Origin of the sequence: Chryseobacterium sediminis, assembly GCF_008386505.1 — a bacterium.
Taxonomy (GTDB): Bacteria; Bacteroidota; Bacteroidia; order Flavobacteriales; family Weeksellaceae; genus Chryseobacterium; species Chryseobacterium sediminis.
Genome location: NZ_VUNZ01000001.1, coordinates 1,011,501 through 1,033,009 on the forward strand (window position 1 = coordinate 1,011,501; position 21,509 = coordinate 1,033,009).

The 21,509-nt window shown below is 35.2% G+C and carries 21 protein-coding genes; 9 read left to right on the forward strand and 12 right to left on the reverse strand.

Going from position 1 to position 21,509, the window contains the following annotated elements; translation table 11 throughout:
* Window positions 1-224 precede the first annotated feature (224 nt).
* Window positions 225-1,250, reverse strand: coding sequence for a methyltransferase (locus FW780_RS04725; RefSeq protein ID WP_149832431.1), 1,026 nt, complete (start codon window positions 1,248-1,250; stop codon window positions 225-227).
* Window positions 1,251-1,375: 125 nt separating this feature from the next.
* The gene (locus FW780_RS04730; protein ID WP_149832432.1) at window positions 1,376-2,167 is read right to left on the reverse strand and encodes a hypothetical protein; all 792 of its coding nucleotides are present in this window, start codon (window positions 2,165-2,167) and stop codon (window positions 1,376-1,378) included.
* Between the two features lie 332 nt (window positions 2,168-2,499).
* Between FW780_RS04730 and FW780_RS04735 the strand changes: the two genes are divergently transcribed.
* From FW780_RS04735 to FW780_RS04770, 8 genes are all read left to right on the forward strand, one after another.
* Window positions 2,500-3,405: an arginase family protein gene (locus FW780_RS04735; RefSeq protein ID WP_149832433.1), complete on the forward strand. Its 906-nt coding sequence runs from the start codon at window positions 2,500-2,502 to the stop codon at window positions 3,403-3,405.
* Window positions 3,406-4,008 (forward strand): HPP family protein, encoded by a 603-nt coding sequence (locus FW780_RS04740; protein ID WP_149832434.1) that lies wholly within the window; start codon window positions 3,406-3,408, stop codon window positions 4,006-4,008.
* 4 nt (window positions 4,009-4,012) lie between these two features.
* Complete coding sequence (locus tag FW780_RS04745; RefSeq protein ID WP_149832435.1) at window positions 4,013-4,357, forward strand: hypothetical protein; 345 nt, start codon at window positions 4,013-4,015, stop codon at window positions 4,355-4,357.
* Window positions 4,358-4,385: 28 nt separating this feature from the next.
* A complete protein-coding gene (locus FW780_RS04750) occupies window positions 4,386-5,291 on the forward strand; it encodes a TIGR01777 family oxidoreductase (RefSeq protein ID WP_149832436.1) in 906 nt (301 codons plus the stop codon).
* Window positions 5,292-5,337: 46 nt separating this feature from the next.
* Window positions 5,338-5,919 (forward strand): GDP-mannose pyrophosphatase NudK, encoded by a 582-nt coding sequence (gene nudK / locus FW780_RS04755; RefSeq protein WP_149832437.1) that lies wholly within the window; start codon window positions 5,338-5,340, stop codon window positions 5,917-5,919.
* Between the two features lie 106 nt (window positions 5,920-6,025).
* Window positions 6,026-6,700, forward strand: coding sequence for a DUF2306 domain-containing protein (locus tag FW780_RS04760; protein WP_149832438.1), 675 nt, complete (start codon window positions 6,026-6,028; stop codon window positions 6,698-6,700).
* A gap of 566 nt (window positions 6,701-7,266) precedes the next feature.
* Window positions 7,267-8,031, forward strand: a complete 765-nt coding sequence (locus tag FW780_RS04765; protein ID WP_149832439.1) for a hypothetical protein — start codon at window positions 7,267-7,269, stop codon at window positions 8,029-8,031.
* Window positions 8,032-8,280: 249 nt separating this feature from the next.
* Entirely contained in the window at window positions 8,281-8,727 is a 447-nt protein-coding gene (locus FW780_RS04770; RefSeq protein WP_149832440.1) for a KTSC domain-containing protein, read from the forward strand.
* A gap of 465 nt (window positions 8,728-9,192) precedes the next feature.
* Here FW780_RS04770 and FW780_RS04775 read toward each other — a convergent pair whose 3' ends face one another.
* From FW780_RS04775 to FW780_RS04795, 5 genes are all read right to left on the reverse strand, one after another.
* Complete coding sequence (locus FW780_RS04775; protein ID WP_149832441.1) at window positions 9,193-12,381, reverse strand: efflux RND transporter permease subunit; 3,189 nt, start codon at window positions 12,379-12,381, stop codon at window positions 9,193-9,195.
* A 7-nt stretch (window positions 12,382-12,388) separates the two neighbouring features.
* Window positions 12,389-13,450 carry an efflux RND transporter periplasmic adaptor subunit gene (locus tag FW780_RS04780; protein WP_149832442.1) on the reverse strand — a complete coding sequence of 354 codons (1,062 nt, stop codon included), beginning with the start codon at window positions 13,448-13,450 and terminating at the stop codon, window positions 12,389-12,391.
* Between the two features lie 9 nt (window positions 13,451-13,459).
* Complete coding sequence (locus FW780_RS04785) at window positions 13,460-14,812, reverse strand: TolC family protein (RefSeq protein ID WP_149832443.1); 1,353 nt, start codon at window positions 14,810-14,812, stop codon at window positions 13,460-13,462.
* Window positions 14,813-14,902: 90 nt separating this feature from the next.
* On the reverse strand, window positions 14,903-15,496 hold the full coding sequence (locus FW780_RS04790) for a TetR/AcrR family transcriptional regulator (protein ID WP_149832444.1): 594 nt from the start codon (window positions 15,494-15,496) through the stop codon (window positions 14,903-14,905).
* Between the two features lie 265 nt (window positions 15,497-15,761).
* A complete protein-coding gene (locus tag FW780_RS04795) occupies window positions 15,762-16,586 on the reverse strand; it encodes a CvfB family protein (RefSeq protein WP_149832445.1) in 825 nt (274 codons plus the stop codon).
* 136 nt (window positions 16,587-16,722) lie between these two features.
* Here FW780_RS04795 and FW780_RS04800 point away from each other — a divergent pair, with 136 nt between their 5' ends.
* Entirely contained in the window at window positions 16,723-17,169 is a 447-nt protein-coding gene (locus tag FW780_RS04800; RefSeq protein ID WP_149832446.1) for a hypothetical protein, read from the forward strand.
* Window positions 17,170-17,197: 28 nt separating this feature from the next.
* Here the strand turns inward: FW780_RS04800 and FW780_RS04805 are convergent, their stop codons facing one another.
* From FW780_RS04805 to FW780_RS04825, 5 genes are all read right to left on the reverse strand, one after another.
* On the reverse strand, window positions 17,198-17,989 hold the full coding sequence (locus FW780_RS04805) for an SDR family NAD(P)-dependent oxidoreductase (protein ID WP_149832447.1): 792 nt from the start codon (window positions 17,987-17,989) through the stop codon (window positions 17,198-17,200).
* A gap of 44 nt (window positions 17,990-18,033) precedes the next feature.
* The gene (locus tag FW780_RS04810; protein WP_149832448.1) at window positions 18,034-18,615 is read right to left on the reverse strand and encodes a TetR/AcrR family transcriptional regulator; all 582 of its coding nucleotides are present in this window, start codon (window positions 18,613-18,615) and stop codon (window positions 18,034-18,036) included.
* Between the two features lie 58 nt (window positions 18,616-18,673).
* Window positions 18,674-19,594 carry an AraC family transcriptional regulator gene (locus FW780_RS04815; RefSeq protein ID WP_149832449.1) on the reverse strand — a complete coding sequence of 307 codons (921 nt, stop codon included), beginning with the start codon at window positions 19,592-19,594 and terminating at the stop codon, window positions 18,674-18,676.
* Window positions 19,595-19,611: 17 nt separating this feature from the next.
* A complete protein-coding gene (locus tag FW780_RS04820) occupies window positions 19,612-20,436 on the reverse strand; it encodes an SDR family NAD(P)-dependent oxidoreductase (protein WP_149832450.1) in 825 nt (274 codons plus the stop codon).
* A gap of 126 nt (window positions 20,437-20,562) precedes the next feature.
* A complete protein-coding gene (locus tag FW780_RS04825) occupies window positions 20,563-21,414 on the reverse strand; it encodes a DUF4476 domain-containing protein (RefSeq protein WP_149832451.1) in 852 nt (283 codons plus the stop codon).
* Window positions 21,415-21,509 lie beyond the last annotated feature (95 nt).

Sequence of the window (21,509 nt, forward strand, 5' to 3'; positions counted from 1 at the left end):
AAAGTAAAAATTTAATGATGAAAAACCGTGTTCTAAAATATTTTCCTCATTTAAAAAAGCATTGAAAAATAGAAATCATAAACTAAAAATACTGAAGTCAGAATGAGAATTGTTCTATTCTGACTTTCTTTTTTAAAGGAACCAACATGTTAAATGAATAAAAAAAGGCACTCAAAACAACTATTGAGTACCTTCACTTAATCATCTAAACTTAGCATTGGAATTTATAATTTTTCGCATTCAATAATGCTTTTAGCTTCCGTACCAATATCAACGACCCGGTTAAACTGAAGACCTGCTTTTTCAATGATCATTTTAAATTCACTTAAAGTTCTTTCTTTTCCGGTAAGACAGGCCAGCATAACAATATCCAGAAGTTTGGCCATATGGGGTTTATTTAAAGAATCATCAGGAATAACAGCGTCTATTATCAATAGTTTTGCTCCTCTAGGCATTGCATTATAGCAGTTTTTCAGAATTTGTACACATTCATCATCACTCCAATCATGAATAATCCATTTCATGGTATATAAATCTGCTCCTTCCGGCACTCTATCAAAGAAACTTCCAATAGCTACAGAGCATCTTTCTTTCAGATTTTCGGGAATCATTTTGACTGTTTTTTCAATCACATTAGCTTCATCAAAAATAATCCCGAAACTGTCTGGTGTACTATTTAGAATGGTATGAATCATTACTCCGTTACCGCCGCCTATATCTACAATTTTCTGATACGGTTTAAAATCATAGTTTTCTATAATTCCTTTCAGCTCCATACCGGACATTCCTGTCATTCCTTTTCCAAAATTTTCACCTATTTCAGGATATTCCTTATAATATTCCCAAAGATCTTTTCCATGAATATGCTCAAATGGAATTTTCCCTGTCTGAACAGCGTAGGTAAGATCTCCGTAGCCGGGGAAATGTTCATTCATAATTGTCAGGACAAAATTTTTTGCCGTTCCGGGAACATTGGATTGTAAGGCAGCTCCAAAATCATTCAAAATGAAAGTTCTATTTTCTGATTCTTCAAAAATTCCGGCACCACTTAATGCTCTCATAACCCTGTATAGCTGTATTTCATGTGATTGTGTTTCTTCAGCAAGTTTGGAAATGGTCATGGGGCCAGAAGCCAGCAAATCTGCAATATTGAGTTCAGCAGCTGTTTTTACACAGCCTGTCAGCCATAAACCACCTAATATTTCAAACATTTTAAAAGTAAATTCCGGCTTAACGGGTTGTCTTTCCATAGTAATCGTTTTAATTGAATATTATTTGATTGATTTTAAAAATCATAGAAAAAACAAGAACAAACTTGATGCGTTTGCTCTTGTTTAACATGCATCAGATTTGAAAATAAGCTTTAATAATGAGATTAATCTTTTGCCTGAGAAATCCTTGTTATACTATCAATAGTGGCATCCAATGAGGTATCAGATTTTATTTTAACAAGATATCCGCTGCCTATGGATAAAGGATCAGCAACACTCACCAGATAAAAAACCAGATTTCCGGATGTTACCCCATTGGGTGCAACGGCAGTCTGATCTATGGAAAATGTTGAAGGGGGAACCGGATTTGAAAGATTCACAGTTACGAAAGCTACAGATCCATTATTCTTATTGGCATAGCTTACAATAACCCTCCACATATGAACCTGTCCTGCAATAGGGTTTTCCAGAAACCTTCCGGTTGACGGAACAAAAATATCGTCAGGTATAGGAGTTATAATATTTTCCGGCCATGTAGTTGTGGGAGGAGCGGCAAAATCTGTCACAATATTAATCGGGGTCTGATAAGCAATGTTTTGATAAGTCATTAAGGGGACCCCTCCGGAAGACCTGAATGCAAATGAAGGTTTCACTCCTGCTCCACTATTAAGCTTAACTACTCCTTCGTTGGCTGTTGTTAATGTTTGCGAAGAAATTACTGTACTCCACTGGGTTCCATTATAATACCTTAAGGTTTTATTCGTGGAATCGTAAATAATCATTCCTGCTGTGGGTGTGGTTACATTTGCCGGAGGGTTGGCATTTCTGGTTAATACAACTGCTGAGTTAGCCGAGGTAACATCTAGAACACCTTGTGGGGAAGTTGTATTTATCCCTACCTGTGCAAGTGTGAAGGAAGAGCATAAAATACTCATCAATAAATTGGATTTTTTCATGGTTTGTTTTTTTGAATATTAAAATCAAATTTACAAAAAAACACTATAATGTGAAATAAAATTTAAATTTATTTACTGAAAATAAGATAGTTATGCATAACAATAAAACTTTATGAGTATAAAATTCATTTAAAAATTGATAAATAGTGTTTTTTTAAAAAGAAAGAGAATCACCAATTTAGTTTTTTCTCTATCCGAAGGATAATTTATAATATTGCTGAGTTAATTAAATATTTGATTCTAAGAAAAAGTTTGTTTTAATAAAATAACTGCCAGTCTCACAGCTAGCCATTTACAAACGGATAATTCCGTATCTTTGTCAAAATTCATGTATGAAAAGGAATATCAATATTTTTGAGTTTCCTCTCAATCTGGGACTTACAAAAAAGGAACATGAGACTGAGCCCGGGGTTAGAAAGCTTCCGGACTGGCTCAGGAAATTTGATTTTCATCGTAGAATTACCCCAAAAAAAGTTTTCAGACTTGATGCTCCGCAATATTCCATGGACTATGATGAAAAGTCAAATGTCAGAAATGCAGATCTTATTATTGAATATGCCAAAAAGCAGGCTGAATATATTCTTAAGAATTATGAAAAGAATACATTCAATATTATTCTGGGAGGTGACTGTAGCATCCTGATTGGAAATGCTATCGCTTTGAAAAAATTGGGACGTTTTGGACTCTTTTATCTTGACGGCCACACAGATTTTATTCCGCCGGAACTTTCAGAAACAGGAGGTGCAGCGGGAATGGATCTCGCCATTATTACTGGAACCGGACATGAGAAACTGACTAATATTGATGGTTTAAAACCATATTTATCCGAGGAAAATATTTTCTGCTGCGGGAATGCAGAAACAGATGATGAGGAATATGTTAGTCAAATCGTGAATTCCAATATTCATTATTATGATCTTTACCGTCTCAGAGAGAATGGCTTCAGAAAAACCGCTGAAAGTTTTCTGAAAATGGTAAATGATAAAGATCTGGACGGCTTTTTCATTCATTTTGATGTGGATATTCTGAGTGATGAGATAATGCCGGCCGTAGACAGCAGAACGGAAGACGGAATCAGTTATGATGATCTCAAAGAAATGCTGGAACCTTTATTTGAAAGTCCACTGTGCTTTGGGATAGAAATTACTATTTTAGATCCTGATTATGATGAAAACGGAACGTACACCCGGCCATTTGTAGAAAATTTAATTCAAATTATAAAAAATAAAGAAGAGTAAATGAAGAAGACTATAAAAAGAACATTCAGAGTTTCCAAATATGTGATCTATAAAGAAACGCTTGTTGATTACAAAGAGCATTTCTGGTCATTTTTGGGTGCATTTTTCGGAATTGGGATCATTGCGTTTATCCAGTCTCATTCTTTAATGGAAACTGAAAATATATTCCTGATTGGTTCTTTTGGGGCTTCAAGTGTTCTTATTTATGGAGCAATACAGAGTCCGCTGGCACAACCCAGAAACCTTGTAGGCGGGCATGTACTGTCTGCATTGGTAGGGGTTACAGTCTATCAGTTTGTTCCGGATACCATCTGGCTTTCGGCTCCTTTGGCGGTAGCCTTTTCTATTGTATTGATGCAGTACACCAAAACCCTGCATCCACCAGGTGGTGCTACAGCCCTGATTGCTGTAAGTTCTACCGGGAAAATTCCGGAATTGGGATATTGGTATGTCATCTCCCCCGTTCTTTCTGGGTGTATCATTCTGCTGTTGGTGGCTTTGTTTTTCAATAATATTACTCCTAACAGAAGTTATCCTACTCACAGCAGCTTCATGAGACTGTTAAGAAAAAGACATGCACATCCCCACAAAATAAAAAAATAAGAAAATGAATTGTCTGGAATGTGGCGAAAAAATCATCGGTAGGTCTGATAAAAAGTTTTGCAACGATGCCTGCCGGAACGCCTATAACAATAAGCAAAATAAGGATTCTAACAACCTGATGCGGAATGTGAACAACAAACTCCGCAAAAATTACCGCATCCTGATGGAAATCAATACTGATGGTAAAACAAAAGTAGCCAGATCCAGGCTGGATGGCTTAGGTTTTGATTTTGATTATTTTACCAACCTGAAAGTCTATAAAAATGGTTCTGAATACAAGTTTATTTATGATTATGGCTATAAGCTTCTGGATGATGATTTTGTACTGATTGTAAAGAACCAGGCATAACCACCACACACACCTTAAATAAAGTATTATGAAAGAAGTTGTTCTGATTACCGGAGCCAGCGGCATGATTGCCAAAGAGCTGGCCAAAAAGATTGGTAAGGAATATGAAATAAGATTTCTGACCCGAAAAAAAGAACATGATCATGAATATGAATGGGATATCAGAAAAGGAAATATAGATGAAACTGCTCTGGAAAATGTTTCTCACATTATTCATCTCGCTGGTGCCAACATTTCAGAAAAGCGCTGGACACCGGAAAGAAAAAGAGAATTGATCTCAAGCCGTGTTGATTCAGCGGAATTACTTCGGACTGCTTTAAGAAAAAATAACATAAGGCTTAAATCTTTTATTTCTGCTTCAGGAATTAATTTTTATGGTACTGAAACTTCAGAAAAGATTTATACTGAAAATGATCCTCCCGGCAATGATTTTTTAAGTGAAGTTGTGGTTTTATGGGAAAGAGCTGCAGATGATTTCAAAGAACAGAATCTGGCTGAAAGAGTGGTCAAAATACGAACGGCTGTTGTACTTTCTGAAAAAGACGGAGCTTTAAAGAAAATGATTCCTCCTATTCAATATTATATTGGATCACCTTTAGGAAGCGGCAGGCAATATATGCCCTGGATTCATATTGAGGACATCTGCTCTATTTATGAGCTTGCTTTAAAAAACTCAACAATGGACGGAGCGTACAATGCTGTTTCTCCACAACATATTACCAATAAAGATCTTACAAAAAACATTGCTAAAGTACTTGGAAAACCATTATTTATGCCCAATGTTCCGGGATTTGTCTTGAAACTCATCTTCGGAGAGCTGGCTATGGCTATATTGGAAGGGTCCAGAGCTTCTTCACAGAAAATTCAGGATGCTGGGTTTCATTTTAAGTTTCCAGATCTGAATGAGGCTTTAAGAGATTTATTAAACAAATAACTACAGGAACTTTAATTAAAAAATATTTCAATATCCTTTTATACTAATGAAAAACCCCAATATCACACTATTAAACACAGAAATCCTTTCAGACAACTGGTATACTTTAAACAAAGTCACCTATTCTGTTTCAAAAAAAGATGGAACTACAGAAACTCAGAGCAGAGAAGCTTACGACCGAGGAAACGGAGCTGTGATTCTTCTTTACAACAAACTTTCAAACACCGTTATTCTCACCAGACAATTCCGACTTCCGACTTATATCAACGGAAATGATACTGGAATGCTTATTGAAGCCTGTGCAGGACTTTTGGATAATGATAATCCTGAAGATTGCATAAAAAGGGAAACTGAAGAAGAAACCGGTTATAAAATTTCCAAAGTTGAAAAGATATTTGAAGCTTACATGTCTCCCGGATCTGTTACGGAAATCCTTTATTTCTTTATTGCAGAATATTCAAATGAAATGAAAATCACAGACGGCGGCGGATTGGAAGAGGAAGGTGAAAATATAGAAGTTCTGGAACTTTCTTTTGAAGAAACGCTGAAAATGATTGATACAGGAGATATCAAAGATGCAAAGACCATTATGCTTCTGCAACATTTACGAATTAAAGGAATCTTGTAGAATAAAAACATCATTGATAATTGATTAATGATAAATGATGAGTAAGATGTATATTTAACAGAAAGATTAAGTTCCCATCCTCGAGACTTCATAGAATAATTCATGAATGATGAAATTGTTAGGACTAAAAATCATTAAAGTAATAGCTGTATTTTCAGTCTTAATTTTCAGTATTCTAATGCTGAAAACGATTTCTCAATATACATCATTTGATAAAAACATCGGATTTCTGGCCTTTAAACAACAGGTGGTCGGGAATCCGTTCTGGATGGCTTTTTTCTACATTCATATTTTTTCCATAACGCTTTGTCTTCTGGCTGGCCTTACGCAATTTTCCAACCGATTTTTAGCGGAAAACAGAGACCTTCATAAGATCATTGGGAAAATATATGTTTACAATATTTTAATCATCAATGTTCCAGCATGTTTTGTCCTGGGATTGTTTTCAAACGGAGGTCTTATTGGGATTACAGGGTTTCTGATTCAGGATGTTCTTTGGGCTTATCTCACTGTGGCTGCTGTATTTTCTATTAAAAAAGGAAATGTGACCAGGCATAGAAATAATATGATTTTAAGCTATGCGGTAACTACAACGGCCATTACTTTCAGAATCGTTAAGAATCTGTTTTATAATGAAGCACACCACGATTATGAACTTTTTTATGGACTGAATGTCTGGGCTGCTCTTTTGATCAACCTTTGCATTGCTTATGTGATTCTAAGAAAAAATACAGGACTATCTGGAAAAATCAACAGTAGAGAAGAAAATACAAAGACTTAGAAATGATACCAGAAAAAATGATCCGATAAATATTAACGTGTTAAAAAGCAATTCATATTTACTATTCTTTGTCCATTTGCTGAAAAAACGCATGAGCAGATAAGCGATTCCTGCAAAAACAGCGATAATAAAAATAAAGAAAAGGTAAAAGGTCATAGTTTGTGTTAATTTTTGTAAATCTATTATTTTAAATCTAAAAAACAATCATCAAGACCAAGAAAAGGAGCTATAAATGATCATATTTTTAAACTGAACTCTTGAATTTATTCTAAACCCATTAAATTTGAAACGGAAACAATATAGAAGTTTGTAAAAATCCATCTCAATTATCAACAATATGGCCACTTCATAATTCTCATTATATTCCCTGTAAACCCCACTATAAAAAGCTTTCCATATAAATTACAGGCAAAATATAAACCCCAAATAAAATCATTTCTACAAAATCTTTATAAAATTTGCAAAATCAATTGAGAAAATCTATTTAATCCTTTATATTTTGAATTTAAAGCCTTAATTTTGCATTGAAATTCAGAAAATTCGGATTCTTTCAAGAGGTTATGTACATGAAAAAAATGATGATCGGGCTTGCTTTGGCCTTATCCATTACTATTTGGGGGCAAAAAACTCCTGCAAAAGCAAATAATCTGACACCTTACAGCTATCAGACTTTTAATTGTGACAATAAAGGGTATTTTGATTCGGCTAAATATAAAAAAGAAGAAATAGACGGAGTCAATAAGCTTTTGTATCAGTTCAATGGGGTTGTATTTGATACCCGCCCTGTTTTTAAACTTTCCCAGCTTGAAGAAATCCGTCAGAACAGAGAAGCCTACTTGCAAAATCTTGAAAGGCAGTATGAGGAAAAGAAAAAAGAATTGTACAGCATTAAAGTCATTGATCTTCCCAGATGGAAAAAATTAATGGAAGAGACCATTGATTCTTTTGAAAATGAATACCAGCTGAATAAAGAAGAAATCCTAGCTTATTCTGATCCCTCCACGCTTAGAAACAGCAAATATTACAATACCTGCAGAGAACAAATTGATGCAATATCATCTCCGGACAGAGAAAAGATGTTTATCGCATGGAAAAATTACACAGAGCTTAAAAGTAAAAATAATGCTGATCCTAAAAGTGTAATGGCGAGATTTGAGGCGAAAATGAATGATCCACAGAAAGAAGATTATGCGCTGATAGACCTTATTGGTTTGGGATTTCATAACTGTGCCAACAGCAGTTTCAGACAGAAACGTGAAGATGAGGTAACTTCTTACAAGGATTTTGATAAGATCTTTACAAAGCTAAAGAGAACTTGTGATGAACCATAGAATGATTAAAAAATCGAAAGATTTAATTATTGAAAAATATAGCAGCACTCAGATCGGGTGCTGTTTTTTGTTTTTTTAGAATGTAATAAAAATGTAATCAGAAGTTAATTAACTGTGAAAGTTAACTATACAATTTCTACCTGCCCGCAATCATGACCTATTTTACACTAAATAAATTAATAATGAATAAGTTATGGTTTTTTAAATTTAATTGCTTAATTTTGCACCCCGAAAATAAGGGTTAGAGATATGAAAAAAATTGGTGAACACAGAACACTTCTTGGAGTAGATAAAAATGTTACTTTAAAAGAATTAAAGACCATTTACAGAAATGTGATGAAAGACACACATCCTGATAAATTCATTAATGATGAAGCCGGAAAAATAGAAGCTGAAGAAAAAAGCAAATCTGTGATTGAAGCATATCACTTTTTGGTAAGCATTAATTCTGAAACACAGGAAAAATATAAAGAAGAATACACTGAAACGATTACAAAATCTAACATCCAGGATTTTTATCTTGAGAAATCGATTTTAACGGTTCAGCATCTGAACGGAAATATGTATGAGTATATGGGAGTTCCTAAAAACACTTACATCAAAATGATCAACGCTGATTCACCAAGCCGTTTTGCAAGAAGACACATCTATGGAAACTTTATCTACAGAAAGTCCGGAGAGGCTATGGCAGATTAATTTTTCGCATTACAATATATAGGGGCTTTCAGTTTTTGCTGGAAGCTTTTTTTATTTGTTTTTGGACTAAAGCCATCATTCGATCTTATAGAATTGAGTGAGCTAAAGCCCGCTCCTATTGATATATCTTAAAAGTCAACAGTTTACGCTTGTCATTCTGACGAAGGAAGAATCTCAATTGTAATCAAACCAATGAGATTCTTCACTACATTTCATTTCGTTCAGAATGACACCAGCCGATAATTCAACTTAAAAACAGTATGTTTTCTCTTAACAAATATCATCCGGCATTTATTGCTATATAATTAATTATCAATAGAAATGGGCTTTAGTCCATTTACAATAACAAATATTATCCAACGGATTTAGCCAAAACCTATATAACCCAATTTTAAATCATCAAATATCAATAAAAAAGCGCCTCAGATTTTCTAAGGCGCTTTCGGTTAATTAAAGGTTTAATTTTTATTTATCTAAATGTTTCGGAGTAAACCCGTCTTCATTCAGTTCTCTGTGTACGTAATCTGCTTTCATTTCAGCTTCATAGTCTACTTTGGTATCTTTACCCATTCTTCGTAGAACAGAGTCAAATAGAGAGTATACTACCGGTACAATGATCAAGGTAAGGAAAAGAGATGATGTCAAACCACCGATTACTACCCATGCAAGACCTTTGTTCATCTCAGCTCCGGCCCCTGTTGCCAATGCGATCGGTAACATACCGAAGATCATCGCAATGGTAGTCATCAGGATTGGACGAAGACGTGCGTGGTTAGCTTGTACCAAGGCGTCATGAGTGTTCGCTCCTGCTGCCTTTCTTGCATTGGTAAAGTCAACGATAAGGATTGCATTCTTCGCTACCAGACCAATCAACATGATCATCCCTAGCATCGTAAAGATGTTCAGTGAGTTGGCAGTTAACGCAAGGATTACCATTACCCCGATCATCGCTAACGGGATTGAGAATAATACCACGAAAGGATATACAAAACTGTCATATAGTGATACCATTACTAAGTATACCAATACGATAGCGGCTAATAAAGCGATTCCTAACGTACCGAAACCTTCCTGCTGGTTCTCCATATCCCCACTCCAGATATAATCTACACCTATAGGTTTTTTGTTGCTGTTCATGAACTGGTTTGCCCATTCATTAGCTACGTCCCCTACCGGTCTACCTACTGCTTTTGCTCTTACTTTTACAGAAGGAGATTTATCTCTACGTTCAAGTAAGCTTGGTCCTGAACCCATTTTTACATCTGCAAACTGGCTCAGACGAACCTGCTGCCCCTGAGGGTTTGTAAACATAAGGTTTTTCACATCATCAATAGACTGTCTGTTGACATCTCCAAAACGGATATTGATATCATATTCATATTCTCCTGCTCTGAATTTTCCGTCTGTATTTCCGTTGAATGCAGTCTGCATTGTCTGTCCTACACTTGAAAGGTTTAAACCCAGAGAAGACATTTTATCTCTGTCGATACTTACCTGAACTTCCGGACTACCTGTATCTGTAGATAATTCTGCATCCACTGCTCCAGGAACTTTCTTCAATAGTTCTAAGATTCTTGTTGCTTCTTTTACAGCTGTTTCGTTATCAGGTCCTGTTACTACCATTTCAATAGGAGCATTTTCCGCACCCATGATACCGATTGGAGCAGTTTTAAACTCAACTCCTGTGAATTTCTCTTCCAGCTGTCTTTTTATTTTCGCAGCTTTGATGTTCGTACTTTCAGAACGTTCAGATTTATCTGTTAAGTTTACCTGAACCTCAGACTGGTACGTTGTTGCCTGAGCCCCACCAAAACCTGTAGACTGCTGTCCAACGGTTGTAATAAGGTCTACAACATCTTTATCGTTTCTTAAAAACTTCTCAACATCTAATGTTAATTGGTTTGTTTTTTCTACAGTTGCATCTTTTGATAATTCCATTTGTACAAGGAACTGACCACGGTCAATTGGCGGGAAGAATTCACCTCCAATGAAACCGAATGCTACTAACATAAATGAGCTGATTAAAACAATAAACGTGATCACTACTGTTGAGATTCTTCTTAATGTCGTTTTCAGACACCATTCAAGAATTCCTGTGATCCAGTGTGTAAACTTGTCAATTAATCCTTCAAACCAAAGAATGAATTTCTCAAACCAGTTTTTACCTGTTAAATGTTCCAGCTTACCAAATCTTGATGATAACCAAGGAATAATGGTAAATGAAGCCAACAAGGATAATAAAGTGGCAATAACTACCGTGACGCAGAACTGTGCCAAGATGTTTGCTACAAGACCCGAACTCATCGCGATCGGTAAGAATACCACCACAATTACCAAGGTAATCGCAGCAACGGTAAATCCGATCTCTGAAGCACCGTCATAAGCTGCTCTGATCTTGCTTTTACCCATCTCCATGTGACGGTAAATGTTTTCCAGTACTACGATCGCATCATCCACCAGGATCCCTACCACAAGGGACAGCCCCAGTAAACTCATAAGGTTCAAAGTATATCCCATTAAGTTCATTCCGATGAACGCTGCCACCAATGAAGCCGGGATAGAAACCATTACAATGAATGCGTTTCTGATACTGTGAAGGAATAATAACATCACAATTGCCACGAGAATAATCGCTAAGAATAAGTCGAAAATAACGTGGTTGGCTGATTCAAGGGTAAATTCTGTTGTATCGTTTACGATTTTTACTTTTACTCCCTGAACTTTGTATGCTTCTTCTACTGTTTTAATTGTTTTCTGAACACTTTCAGATACTGCTACCGCATTGGCGTCAGATTGTTTTTTAACCTGCATCAAAATGGTTGGGAACTGATTAAATCTCGCTACTTTTTCAACATCTTTCTGAGAATCAAAAACAGTTGCGATATCAGACAAACGTACCTGCGCTCCGTTTTTATTGGAAACTACAAGGTTGTTCATTTCTTCAGTAGACTTATACTTTCCTGATAATCTGATCGTAGATTTTGTAGTTCTCGTTTTCAGACTCCCTGTTGGGAAATCAAGGTTTGATGAAAGAATAGACTGTTGCACGTCTCCAATTGAAAGTCCGTATCCCTGTAGTTTCTTCTCATCAAGGTTCACCTGAATTTCTCTTTCCTGTCCACCCACAAGATCTACTTGTGCCACACCATTCACACGGGAGAAAATAGGTTCTATCTTTTTATCTAATAAGTCGTAAAGGTCTTTACTGTTTAGTTTATCAGACGAAATACTCATCGTGATAATCGGTAAGTCATCTAAGGAGAACTTATTCAGAGAGGGTGCTTTTACATCTTCCGGAAGGTCCGCAAGGATAGCATTTACCTTTCTCTGGGCATCATTCAAAGCATAATCCACATCCGCTCCATCGTTCAGCTGAACCATGATTACGGATAGACTTTCGTATGAAGAAGATTCTACCTTTTTAACGTTTTCCAAGGAACCTACGGCATCTTCAATCTTTCGGGTCACAGATGTTTCCACCTCTGCAGGGGAAGCTCCGGGATATACCGTAGAAATGGTTACCATATTGGTTTCAAACTTCGGAATCAATTCGTATCCCATGAGCGTATAACTCAGGATACCTCCCAACGTCAGAATTGTAAATAATACAATTACCAGCGAGGGTCTTTTAATCGATATTTCTGCTAACTTCATAAACCTTTTACTTTATAATGTTCACTTTAGATCCATTATCCAGGTTGATCTGTCCGCTGGTTACTACCTGCTCTCCTCCATTCAATCCGCTTAATACCTGAACTTTATCTCCGTAAACTTTTCCGATGGTTACTTTGATCAATTTGGCAACTCCATTCTGAACAACGAATAATTGTCCTGAGCTTACCCCGTTTACAAATGCTTCCGCAGGAACTGTCAGCATATTCTGAGTTTCTGCACCACTGTTTGTACTGAATTTAGCCGTTGCATACATCCCTGCTTTAAGGTTTCCTCTGTTCTGAACTTCAATTTCAACAGGGAAATTCAAAGAAGCATCACTTTTAGGAGCGATAAATGTAATTCTACCAACGAAAGAATCTTCGGGTAAAACATTTACTTTAATAGGCACTTCCTGACCTAACTGGATTTTCCCGATCTGGCTTTCATCTACTAAAACAGAAAGTTTTAAGCTGTTGATATTAACAATCTCAAACATTGCTGTTCCCGGAGAAACTACGGTTCCCGGCTCAACCATTTTCTTGTTAACTGTACCACTGATTCCTGCACGGATGCTTGTATCGTTTACTTTTACTCCTTGTGCTTTAACTGCTGCCTGCATGTTTTTCAGCTGTAATCTTGAGTTATCCAGCTGTTGTTTTGTAACTCCACCAGTTTTATATGCGTTTTCATAACGTTGGTTATCAATAATAGCATTCTGTAAGTTGTTCTGAGCCTGAGTAACATCCACTTCGATAGCATCTCTTTTGATAGTTGCTAACACCTGACCTGCTCCTACTCTTGAACCTTCTTTCACCAAAACATTTACAATACGTCCTGAGATTTCAGAAGACTGGTTCATTTCCTGCTTAGGAATAAATGTTCCGTTAGCTGAGTAGTCTGTATCAATATTTTCTCTTGTAACGGTTACAATATTAACGTTGATTTTATCTACCTGCTTGGCAACTTCTTTTACTTCCTTAGTCTGCTTTTCTTTGTTACCGGCAATCTTGTAAGCGGCTAAACCTACAAGTACAGCTGCTACGATGATATATATTAAAGTTTTTTTCATTTTAGTTTATTATAAGTTTTGTAGTGTGTTTAGTTCACCCTTAGCTTTTATCAGCTTGATCTCTGCCTGTTTATAATCCAGCAATGCATTAGAATAGTTCTGTTTTGCCTGTGTCAAAGCATTTTCAGAATCCAGCACCTCTGTAAGGGTTGCCAGACCATACTGATAATTTGACTGGGTATTTTTCTGAACTCTTTCTGCAAGATCTACATTATCTTTCATGCTCTGGATATTGATAAGGGCATTTTCCATATTGGTGATGGCATTTTTATAATCCAGATCCAGACTTAGCTGTGTCTTCTGAATATCCTGATCTATATCCTGAATATCAATTTCTGCCTGATTGATCTTCGCTTTTGTAGCTCCTCCCGTGAAAATAGGAATATTCACATTCAGACCAATTGCTGAATAATCGCTCCAAAGAACTCCCTTACTAAGACCATTTGTCAAAGGGAATTTTGCTCCGTTAGCCCCCCATCCGTAGTTTGCAGTAAGATTTACTGATGGATAAAGATAAGCTTCGGTGGCTTTTTTATTGAAAACCAACAGTTCTCTGTTTTTATTTAAAACTTTGATCTCTGTACGGTCATTAAGATTTACATTGCTCGCAATCAGTTCAGGTTTTGGTTCAATCACTTTTTCTTCAAGCTCAATGTCTGTAGAAATCGGGATTCCCATATAAAATTTCAGTGCATTTTTTGAAAGCTCAACAGAGTTGATTAAAGTCTGCTTATTGGAACCAATATTCGTAAGTTGAACATTTGTTCTGTCTAAATCGATTGATTTTGCCAAACCATTATCAACAAGACTTTTAATAACATTTCTTACTTTTTCAGTATTGGCATAGCTTGCCGTTACCGTTTTAAGATTTTCTTCCTGTACAAACACCTGATAATAAGCGGTTGCTACATTTTCAATAATCTGTTCATTGGTTAACTGAGCATTCAGTACATAAAACTCTCTTGTTGATTTTGCAGCTTTAAGTCCTGTAAATACTCTTTGATCAAAAATTGCCTGCTGAAGTTGTACAGAAGCTGTAGACCCCCAAGGCTGTCCAAACTGAGCCCTGATTTTCTCTCCTCCAAATTCCAGCAAAGATTCCTGAATAATCGGGTTATAGGTTAAGCCCGCCGTTGCACTCACCTGTGGCAAAGCACCGGCTCTGGCCTCATCAATCTTATATTCGGCTTTTTTGATCTGTAAAGCAGCTTTTTTAGCTTCTGCCTTATTTTGAAGTGCCTGTTTTATAGCTTCCTGCAGGGAAACTTGCTGCTGGGCAGACATCAATGTAGAGCCGAAAATCATAAATGCTGAAGCTATCCCAATTTTTAGCTTTGTAGCAGTTATACGTTTTCTATTCATAATTTTATACTTCGTTTATTTTTTATGTAATTTTCAGTCATTATTTACTTCTAAATGACGAATCATTTTCAGAAATACTTTAGTTTTTTTTTAGTTTTTGAACAACATATTGATAATAATCTCTTTTCGTTCAGAAATAATCTTATCATATTCTTCATCATTAATCAATAAATTTTCCATAAATAATGGTCTTATGGCACTTGGGAATACTAAAAGCGAAACCATATTCAGAATAAACTGAACCGGAGCCATTTTTTCTATATTTCCCAATTCCATTTCTTTTTCGATGTCACTATACATTTCGTTCAGGATATCCTCCTCAATTTCTCTGTGATGGCAGGTCCCTTTATTGATCTGTGACACAATATACGTTTCAAGATAAGGGTACTGAAGGCTTGTAGAAAGGCTGCTTTCTATGAATTTGCTGATCTTCTCTTTAAAAGGCAGATCAGAATTCTGAATGATCTTCGATTTTTCCTGTTCTACTCTTTGCGCTTCATCAAAGATGATCTGGATAAGTTTATCCCTTGAACGGAAATAATAATTAATAAGGGTTCTATTCACTCCTGCTTCATCTGCGATCTCCTGCGTAGTAGCATCAAATTTTCCTTTCACAAAGAATAAATTCTTCGCTGTCTCCTTGATTAATTCCTGTGTTTGGTCTTTTTTTGCTTGATTTGACATTTTTGTTAAACAAATTTGTGCAAATTTATAGTAAAATTTATTTTTGACAAAATTGTTAAACAAAAAAATTAAACAAAAATGTTATGACATCCATCATGTTTATTCTGATATTTTACATTTAAAATGATTACAAACAGATAATTAAAGAAGTGCATGACAAGCTAATCCAGTCAAAAAACGACCAGATAATCATGCTAAAAGAACAAATTTCATTTTTGAAAGAAAGAAAATAAAAAACGAGCAGAAATTTCTGCTCGTTTTTATTTTATAATAATTTGATTTTATCGTCTAAGATATCAATGATCTTATCTTTATAAAGTCCTCCGATCGCTTTCTTGAAGTTTTTCTTACTCATCTGAAGTTCATCTTTGATCTCTTCAGGAGAAGATTTATCGGAAACATACAGAAGTCCATAGTTTTCTTCCAGTCTGTTAAGAATTTTTTGTTTGAACTCGTCAATATTTTCAAAACCATCCGGCTGCAAGGAAACATCTATTTTCCCGTCTTCACGAATCATTTTAATATATCCTTTCTCTTCAGACAACGGATACAGTTTTTTGAAAACATCTGAAGCATATATCAAACCTATGTATTGTTTATTGATAACCACATTCCAGCCCAGTTCACTTTCGTTCATCATAAGCAGATCTACCTTGTCTCCTTTCTGAAACGGAAGATCTTCATACTGCGGGTTTCTCTTGAATTTTGTAGTACCCGTTATCAGCTCCAAATCTTCATCTACATAAATATAAACCAAATATCTTTTGCCTTCGATAATTTTGGTTTTCTGTTGTTTGTAAGGGATAAATAAATCCTTAATGATTCCCCAATCCATAAAAGCTCCACTTGGAAGACTCTGTACACAGCTCATCACCGCAAATTCTCCTACTTCAGCCAATGGAATTTCAGTAGTTGCCTTTAATTTATCATCATCCTGATATACAAAAACTTCAACTTCATCGCCTGTTTCTTTTTCATCCTGAATAAAGATTTTAGACAGAAAAGCTTTTTCTCCGGATTCGTCTACGAGAATCCATCCTGAATTAATTTGTTCTGAAATTGTTAAAGTCTGAGTTTTTCCGAGTTGCATTGATGATAAAATTAGCTGACAAAGGTACGGAAATTTGAAGATGCCAACCTAGTCAATACCATTATAATCTTTCGATGATTCTTATTAACCTTTTATAAAGGTCATAAAACATGTACATTTGAATAAAAAACAAAACATGAAGCAATATTTCATTCTGTCATTGATCTTTTCGGTTATCTTTTCAAAAGCTCAGCTACTTGAGAAAACAGCAGTGAATATTTCTTACCGATATACCGGAAGAAATGTTCTACAGGCAGGATTAGAATACAGATTGGGAGATAGCTATGATGGTTCTGTTATTCTAGGCCCCTCTTTGCTTTATACCCATGTTAATAATACAGATAAATTTATTCCGGAGATGAACATCAACTTTCTCCGTGCCGGCCTGCTGTTTGGAATATCTGGTAATCCCTATTCATTGGAACCAAGAATAGGTGTTTCTTTATTTAATGTGATATTTCTGAATACCGGATATGCTTTTCCTATTCACAGAGATAAATATTTTAAAGGAATAACCTTTGGAATACAGTTTAATATTGCTCCTAAACATTCTAGGTTTTATGATAACCTGAAAATAATGTAAAAGAACAACTACAGATGTATTTTATTGATCAGATAACCTTTAAAACTCCACTATCTGCTCTTAAGCTTGCTCCATTTACCGCAACAGAAAGTGGACTGGAAAGGTATACAGCCAAACTTGCAATTTCTTCAGGATTTATAAATCTTTGTAAAAGAATATGTGGATTGGAGGTCTGGATAATAATTTCTTTCATTTGATCCACAGTCAGATTTTGAACTTCTGCTATTTGATCCACAGCATTAGCAACCCCATCGCTATAGGTAGGTCCGCCTAAAATGGTATTAACTGTAACGGCACTTCCTTTTGTCAGTTTGGATAAACCATTACTTAATGCTGACATCGCTGCTTTTGTCATTCCATAATGAATCATATTTTCAGGAACATTGACCCCTGATTCGCTGCTGATAAAAATAATTCTACCTGAGTTTTTTTTGATCATCCCAGGTAGCAGCTTTCTTGATAACCGCATCCCGCTCATCACATTGATTTCAAAATAATGATACCAGTCTTCATCCTGCAATTCATAAAAATCACTAATTCCGAAAATACCTACATTATTAATAAGAATATCAATATCTTCCAACTCGTCAAGCAGCTTGTTAATATCTTCTTTTTTAGCAAAATCTGCAGCAATTCCAAACACATCTGCCTCTGGAAATTCCTGTTTGAGTTTTGTCTTTGCCCATTCAGTTTTCTCAGCATTTCTTCCATTGATTACCACTGATGCTCCTTCCTGTAATAATTGTTTTGCAATTGAAAATCCTATTCCTTGCGTAGAGCCACTAATAAATGCCCTTTTTCCTTTTAGTTGTAAATTCATTGTTTTATTTTTGTAATGATCGTTAAATAAATAATTAAAAAAATTTAATGCAGCAACTGCAGTTGTAATTCAATCTGAGTTTTCAAAATCTTCTTGTCCGGATAAATTCTTCGAAGAGAATTAATCCCACACCAAAAAGTAATCAGATATTTACCCAAAATATCAGCTGGTAATGATGACTTCAGGTTTCCATTTTTTTGCTGAGTTTCTATGATAGAGGTATATAGTTTCTCTGTTTCTTTTAATATTTCTGCAGCTTCCTCTTTCAAGTCTTCATCTACGAATGTCATTTCAACAAGCGTATTGGCAACGATACAGCCTTTCATATGCTCATCGTATTCAGCATTGGCAATATTTATAAAGAAGTTTTTGATGACTTCAATGGGGTTCTCACTCTTTTCCAAGGTGTGTTTAAAAGTTTCAAAATCTTCTCTTCGCTGTTCCAGACTTTTCTTAAAAAGCTCTTTTTTACCTCCTTTGAAAGTATTATACAAACTACCGGCTCCGGCTCCTGTTGCATTGCTCAGGTCAGAAAGTGAGGTAGCAGTAAAGCCTTTTTCCCAAAATAATTTCTGAGCTTTTAGAATCAATTCTTTATCTTGATAAATATTGGGTCTTCCTTTCATTTATTTTTGTAATAATTACTACAAAAATATAAAAAAAGAAATTATCTGACTTATTTTTTTAATTAAAAGATTTCCGGAACTCCAATGGAGTTTGTTTTGTACTTTTTTTGAATAATTTACTGAATGACTGAGGATATTCAAATCCTAGTTGATAAGCAATTTCTGTAACTGTTAAATTGGAAGCCGCTAATAGTTCTTTAGCTTTTTCAATTAAATGTTCATGAATATATTGTTGAGTATTCTGCCCTATCGTATTGCGCAGCAGATCTGTCATATAATTGGGTGAAAGGTGAAGTTCATCAGCAAGAAACTGAACTGTTGGCAAACCTTTGGCAAAAGTTTGTTCATTATTAAAATAATCCTTCAATATTTGTTCAAGCCTGGTAAGAATATCATTATTTACTGATTTTCTGGTAATAAACTGTCGGTTATAAAAACGATTGGAATAACTCAACAAAAGATCCAGGTGAGATACTATAACATCTTGACTATAATGGTCTATATTATTCTTCAGTTCCTGTTGTAACTGTTGTAGTAAAGATGAAATTACAATATTTTCTTTTTCTGAAAGATGCAGTGCTTCTGCTATGGAATAAGAGAAAAAACCATATTGATCTATATTCATCCCTAAAGGATATGAACGGATTAACTCAGCCTTGAATACTAACATATATCCTTTAACAGGATTATCTTTTATTGATGTTACGGAAAACACCTGTCCTGGTTTTGTAAAACTCATCATTCCTTCATCAAAATCATAATCTTTAAGACCATATTTAAAATTCCCATTGCTTCCTTTTTTAAGAACAATGCAATAAAAATCATTGGTAAAATGATTCCATATATCGCTATGCTTATAGCTTAATGATTCAAAATCAATTACACTTATTAAAGGATGATCCGGTTGAGGAAGAGCAAACAAACGATGCAGTTCTGAAATAGATCTTATGACATAAGGTACTGAATAAGGCTTTTTCATTTATTCAAATTTACACATTATTTAAAATCCGTAGAAAAGGAAAGGTGTTTCCATTGCTCTAGTTCTTTTGTTTCATTTTTTCTATGTTCAATAATTGATTCATAACTATCTTTTCCTAATATCAGATGTAATGGCGGAGTGCTTAAAGTACTAATATTATAAAGTATTTGAGCTAGTTTTGCGGGATTACCAGGCTGATGGCCATGGAAGCTTTGAAGTGTATCAATATGTTTGTCCAAGTAATAATCTTCAATCTTATTTTCTGCAGCCATCAAAGTTGCCTCACTCATAAAATCTGTACGAAACATTCCGGGAGCCACTACTGTAACATTTACCCCAAAAACTTTGACTTCCTGTGCAAGAGCTTCCGAAAGTCCTATGACCGCAAATTTTGAGGCATTATAACTTCCGGTATTGGCATAGCCAACGTATCCCATATTGGAAGAAATATTGATAATATGTCCTGATCGCTGTTTTCTTAGAAATGGCATAGTATGTCTTATAACATTAACCATCCCAAAAACGTTTATATCCATTGTTCTACGGAATTCTTCATCATTTATTTCTTCTATGCTGCCTGCTAAATAATAGCCTGCATTATTAAGAATCACATCAATCCCACCAAAATACTTAACCCCTTTTTTTACAGCATTTTTTACATCCTCGTCATTTGTAATATCAACCTGTAAAGAGAGTAAATTTTCTGTATCTCCATTATTTGTATGCTGCATGTTCCGGGAAATGGCTATTACCTTGTCTCCTTTACGTAAAACTTCTTTTACCACTTCCTGTCCCATTCCTCTTGATGCTCCGGTTATAAACCAAACTTTTTGCTTATTCATAATATATCTTATTTAATGATGCAAAGTTCGGATTTCGAAAAGATCAGGACGTGTTCAAATCATCGTTTGTTGTATTCAAATACAGGATATAAATTATTCTAGAGAGAAAGATGAAAAAGAGTCTTATTATAAATTAGAAATATAATCCATCAGTTCCCGTTTACTGCTCTCAAAATCAAAGGCGTCATATACCATAAAATACCTGTTTTTATCAACGCAGTTTCGATACATAGACTTCGCCAATGCCAATTTTTTATTATCAAAACTGAGGGCTTTTACCAAATCTCTTATTTGTGCAGAAGTAAACATAGAAGTACGCATTTGCTGATTGATCATGGCAACTTTCCCATCATCAAACTTCTCATTTCTCATCATCATATCAAAAAACTGGCGGAAAGAATTATTATCCATTACATTTCCCTGATTATATCCATCTCCGGGCTGGTTTCCATAAGGATTATTCCATACATCATTCCAGTCATTGAATCCATATTGGCCCTGAATGGGATAAGAATCCAGAAGATATAAGCCTTCATTGGTGAAAAAATCCAATACCATTCTGTTGTTATTACGAAGCATCAATGTAGTTCTGTAGATTAGAAAACCATTTTCATAGATTGAAATAGGTATTCTTCCTGACGACAAATCAAAGAATCTGTATTTTCCGGAACCGTTTGCCATCATCTGGTCTCCAATTTCAACAGTAAAAAAGCCTTGCTCAGGAATTCTCAGAAAAACTTCTGCATAACCATAGTTTCTGTTCCATTGATAGGATGGATTGGTATTTCTATTTCTCTGAGGAGGAGTATTTCCAGGTCTCATTCCATCAGGAGTTCTATTTCTTTCATTTAAACTCTTGGAAGATCTCATTTCTGTGACAGAAGCTTCATTTTTTAATAATTCTCCTGCCTTTCCTGCTTCCTGCGCAAAAGAGCTGATCCCTGCTAAAAGCATCCAACTGATAAAAATCTTTTTCATACATGAAATTTCAAAAATTAATCTCCATTTTCATGCCAAAAACCATATAAAAAGGCTGTCTCAAAAAGAAACAGCCTTTAATTTTTAAATATTTA